Below are 4,804 nucleotides of genomic sequence, written 5' to 3' on the forward strand. Positions count from 1 at the left end.
CACCGTCAAGACGGGTTCGCTGGCCGCTTACCTATGTGCGGAGAATTTCGCGCTTACAAGTCTTCTACCGGGCCAGCTACAGACCCGAGTTCAATCCCCGACGAGATGGCCATCGCCGATCTCAAGCCGGCCGTCACAAAGCTGGCGCCGGCGCGCACCAAGCTGCAGCTGGTCAAGGCGACGTCCAAGCACCTGTGAAGCGTTCAACGACAGCCCGAGCGGACCAAAAGCGACTTTCGAGCCCAAGCCGCTTCGTGATGCCGCATGAGTTTATAGATACAATGCCGGATCAATAGGTTGACCTTTTACCGAAGGACCACTAGCCACGGCGCTGCAACGCCGTGGCTATTTTTACGTGCCGACGCGCTCGAGGCCAACCGTCTAGCTCCGGGCGGCGTTTCGCTGGCGGGGAAACGTCAAGATGAAGCGCGTGGTGCCTTCCGACGATTCCGCCGAAATCTGGCCCCCGTGCGCAAACATGATGGCTTGCGTGATGGAGAGACCCAGTCCCACGCTTTCGGACTCGGCACGCGTCCTTGATTTGTCGGCACGGAAAAAGCGATCGAATAGCGATGGCAGCAACTCGGGGCTGATTTCCTCGCCCTCATTCTCGACTACGATCGACGTGCTGCCGCCCTGCTCGCGCGTCTCGACCCGGATCTCTTTGCCCGACGGCGTATAGCGTAGCGCGTTCGAGAGCAGATTGCTGAGCGCTCGGCGTAACATCAGACGGTCGCCGGTAATTTTCGCTTGCCCATCAAGCCGTAGATTGACGCCCTTGTCCTCTGCCAGCGCGTCGTAGAACTCAAACAGCGCCTGCACTTCATCGGCCACGTTGATCGCTTCCTCATTCGGGAGTGTGATGCCGTGCTCCATCTTGGCCAAGTACAGCATATCGGACACCATGCGCCCAAGCCGCTGCAATTCCTCGGCATTCGAGGCCAGGACCTCTCGATATTTGGCGGCATCCCGCGGCTGCGATAGCACGACATGCGTCTGCGTCATCAGGTTGGTGATGGGCGTGCGCAGCTCGTGTGCCAAATCGGAGGAGAATTCCGAGAGCCGCCGAAAATCATCCTGCAGTCGCTCCAGCATCGCGTTTAACGTGATCGCCAGATCTGCCATTTCCACCGGCACGGCTTCGACCGGCATGCGCGCATCCAGTTTGTTCGCGGTGACGCCCTTGGCGCGTGAGGCCATCATGCGCAGGGGCGCGAGCCCGCGTCGCGCCGCCCACCAACCAAAGAGACCGCTGGCGAGCACCGCCAATGCCGTATAGAACGCCAGCGAACGGCGAAACGCATGCATGAAGTGCGCGTGGATTTCCGTGTCCATGCCGACCACGACGCGCAATGGAGCAATGCGCGGGTCAGCCGCACTCACCTGCGCGCGCATGCCGCGGTATTCCTGCTCGCCTTGCTGCCAGACGAAGGTATTGTCACGCGCCAATTCGCGCGGGATCGCCTCGACAGCAATCGCAAAATCGAAGTCCTTGGTCGCATACAGCTTGTGGCCTTGTGCCGTCTGCACCTGCGCGACGAAGCCAGGATGGTGATCGACCATTTCCCGAAGCCGCTGGGGCAACCGCTCGGCCGGCGTTTCCTGCGCGATCTTTTCGATCAGGCGAATATTGTCGCCGAGCACCACATAGTCCTCGGTGGCGAAGTGGCGGTCCATCGCTAGCCAGATGAGAACGCCCAAGCCCAACAGCACCACAGCAGAGCAGAGCGAAAACAGGATGGTCAGGCGCATCGTCAGGGACAGGCGATGCGTCATACCTGCTCCTCCGGCGCTTCCAGCACGTAGCCCATGCCGCGCACGGTCTGAATCAACTTGGTGTCAAAGTCATCGTCGATCTTCGCCCGCAAGCGGCGAATGGCCACATCGATCACGTTGCTATCGCTGTCAAAATTCATGTCCCAGACTTGGGAGGCAATCAGTGAACGCGGCAGGACCTCACCGCGCCTGCGGGCGAGCAGCTCGAGCAGTGCAAACTCCTTGCTGGTCAGCGCAATGCGGCGACCGCCGCGCGACGCCCGACGCCTGCCCAGATCCAGCACCAGGTCGCCCACCTGAATGCGGTCCATCGCCAGCTGTACGGTACCGCGACGCAATAGCGTGCGGACCCGGGCCAGCAATTCCGAGAAAGCGAACGGCTTGACCAGGTAGTCGTCAGCGCCCAGCTCCAACCCCCTGACCCGGTCGGCCACGCTGTCGCGGGCGGTCAGAAACAAGACCGGGACCGGGTTGTCCGCGGCACGAATGGCCTGCAGAATGCGCCATCCATCGAGATCCGGTAGCATGACGTCGAGGATAATCAGGTCGTACGACTCGGTGAGCGCCAGGTGCTGTCCGTCAAGCCCGTTGGCAACCAGGTCGACCACGAACCCGGCCTCGGTCAGCCCCTGGCGCAGGTACTCGCCGGTCTTGGATTCATCTTCTACCACCAACAGCTTCATCTTCGAACCCTCCCCCTATTCTTTCGGATTATGTGCCGGCCTGTTGGGCCAGCTCTATACCAGGTAGTCTATCCAGACGCTCTGCGAGTAACCTCGACCTTACCGGAATGTAATGTTTAGGTAAGTTGACGGTAGCCTCGCTCTCGTTACTCTCTTGCTGCCGCCTTCCGACGCGGCCATTCAAGCAAAAAGGACTATTTCATGCGACGTGATCGACCGTCTGGCCTTGTGCTGCCTAACCTGCCGCGCCGCCGTTTTGTACAGGGTCTGGCCGCCGGCGGCGTGATGGCGGGACTGTCTGGTCTGGGCGGTACGGCCTGGGCCCAGCCGTCAGGCCGACCGGCAGATGTCTTATCCGGCACAGCACCAGTGCTGCGCGGCACCGAATTCGACCTCGTGATTGGCGAGTCGGTGGTCAACTTCACCGGAACCCCGCGGGTGGCGACCACCATCAACGGCATGTTGCCGGGGCCCACGCTGCGCTGGCGGCAAGGCGAGACCGTGACGATTCGGGTCACGAACCGGTTGCGTGAACATACGTCGATTCACTGGCACGGGATCATCCTGCCGTTCGAGATGGACGGTGTGCCGGGCATCAGCTTTGCCGGCATCGCGCCGGGCGAGACCTTCACCTACCGCTTCAAGGTCGACCAGACCGGCAGCTATTGGTATCACTCGCACTCGGGCTTCCAGGAGATGACCGGCGTGTATGGCGGCATTGTGATCGATCCTGCCACCGGCGTGGATGGCGTGCGGGCCGATCGCGATTACACGGTGCTGCTCTCGGACTGGACCGACGAAGATCCGATGCGCGTGCTGTCGAAACTGAAGGTCCAGGGCGACTACTACAACTATAACCAGCCGACGGTTATCGATTTCTTCCGCGACGTCTCCAACGAGGGGATGAAGAGTGCGCTCGCCAAGCGAAAAATGTGGAACGAGATGCGCATGAACCCGACGGATCTGGCGGATCTCTCGGGTGCCACGCTGACTTACCTGACCAACGGCGTCACGCCGGCTGGCAACTGGACTGGCTTGTTTAAGCCCGGCGAGAAGGTTCGTCTGCGGTTCATTAATGGCGCGGGCAACACGTTCTACGATGTGCGCATTCCCGGCCTGAAGCTCAAGGTCATCCAGCTCGACGGGCAGAACATCGATCCGGTGACCGTGGACGAGTTCCGCTTCGGCCCGGGCGAGACCTGTGACGTGGTAGTCGAGCCTCGCGACGACGCCTATACCATCTTTTCGCAGTCGATGGATCGCACTGGCTATGCCCGCGGCACCCTGGCGACGCGCGAAGGACTAACCGCGCCGGTGCCGGCGGTCGACAAGCCGCAGTGGCTCACGATGGCAGACATGATGGGCAGCATGGGAGGCATGGATCACGGTGGCATGGGCGGGATGGATCATGGTGGCATGGCCATGCAGGGCATGAGCCACGCTGGCATGCAAGGCATGGATCATGGCTCCATGGGCGGCATGAGTCATGGGGCAATGACCATGGATCATAGCCAGCACGCCATGGGGGGCATGGGTAGCATGGACGCTGCCGCATCGCTGAAGGTCCCCAGTACCAAGGCGCGGCACGCGAAGACTGAGTATGGCGCCACCACGGATATGCGTGTGGACATGGCCCGCACCAACCTGGATGACCCCGGCATCGGTTTGCGCAACACCGGGCGCCGCGTGCTGACACTGGCCGACCAGCACACCATTGGCGGCCCGTTGGACAAGCGCGGACCGGGGCGCGAAGTGGAGCTGCACTTGACCGGAAACATGGAGCGGTACTCCTGGTCCATTGATGGGGTGGAGTTCGGGAAATCGACCCCGGTCCACTTCAAGTACGGCGAGCGACTGCGCGTCATCCTGCACAACGATACGATGATGACGCACCCGATGCACATGCACGGCATGTGGAGCGAACTCGAGGCGCCGGACGGCTCGTTCCAGGCGCGTCGGCATACCATTGCGGTGCAGCCGGCGCAGCGCATCAGCTTCCTGGTCACTGCCGACGCATTGGGTCGGTGGGCGTGGCACTGCCACCTGATGTTGCACATGGATGCGGGGATGTTCCGCGAAGTGGTGGTGGCCTGACCTCTTAATTGAATACGCACATGCATAAACCAACAAGAACAGTACTGGCCGCGTTGCTTGCGTCCGCGGGCATGAGCGCCGCTTGGGCGCAACACGCCCACACACCCGATAGTCAGGCAGAATCCTCGTCCACAGCTGTTGAAAAGGCGAAACCTACGCCAAAAGCAAAGGCGCCGGGCAAGCCCGGCGGCACGCAAGCTATGGACCATAGCCAAATGCCAGGCATGGACTCGATGCAGGGCATGGACCAC

At 61.6% G+C, this 4,804-nt stretch carries 3 protein-coding genes and 2 pseudogenes; 3 read left to right on the top strand and 2 right to left on the bottom strand.

Annotated elements, in window-relative coordinates; translation table 11 throughout:
• Nucleotides 1–268, top strand: a pseudogene (locus tag CF70_RS36310) (hypothetical protein); the annotation flags it as partial.
• A 113-nt stretch (nucleotides 269–381) separates the two neighbouring features.
• Here the strand turns inward: CF70_RS36310 and CF70_RS26045 are convergent.
• Nucleotides 382–1,776 (bottom strand): heavy metal sensor histidine kinase, encoded by a 1,395-nt coding sequence (locus CF70_RS26045; protein WP_035871641.1) that lies wholly within the window; start codon nucleotides 1,774–1,776, stop codon nucleotides 382–384.
• On the bottom strand, nucleotides 1,773–2,459 hold the full coding sequence (locus CF70_RS26050) for a heavy metal response regulator transcription factor (RefSeq protein ID WP_035871643.1): 687 nt from the start codon (nucleotides 2,457–2,459) through the stop codon (nucleotides 1,773–1,775). Before CF70_RS26050 ends, CF70_RS26045 begins: the two co-directional genes overlap by 4 nt.
• 201 nt (nucleotides 2,460–2,660) lie before the next feature.
• On the opposite strand from CF70_RS26050, the gene CF70_RS26055 reads away from it, so the two are divergent.
• Together CF70_RS26055 and CF70_RS38300 are read left to right on the top strand one after the other, a co-directional pair.
• A complete protein-coding gene (locus CF70_RS26055; RefSeq protein WP_035871651.1) occupies nucleotides 2,661–4,553 on the top strand; it encodes a copper resistance system multicopper oxidase in 1,893 nt (630 codons plus the stop codon).
• A gap of 20 nt (nucleotides 4,554–4,573) precedes the next feature.
• Nucleotides 4,574–4,804, top strand: a pseudogene (locus CF70_RS38300) (copper resistance protein B); the annotation flags it as partial.

Origin of the sequence: Cupriavidus sp. SK-3, assembly GCF_000611145.1 — a bacterium.
In the GTDB taxonomy this organism is placed as follows: domain Bacteria; phylum Pseudomonadota; class Gammaproteobacteria; order Burkholderiales; family Burkholderiaceae; genus Cupriavidus.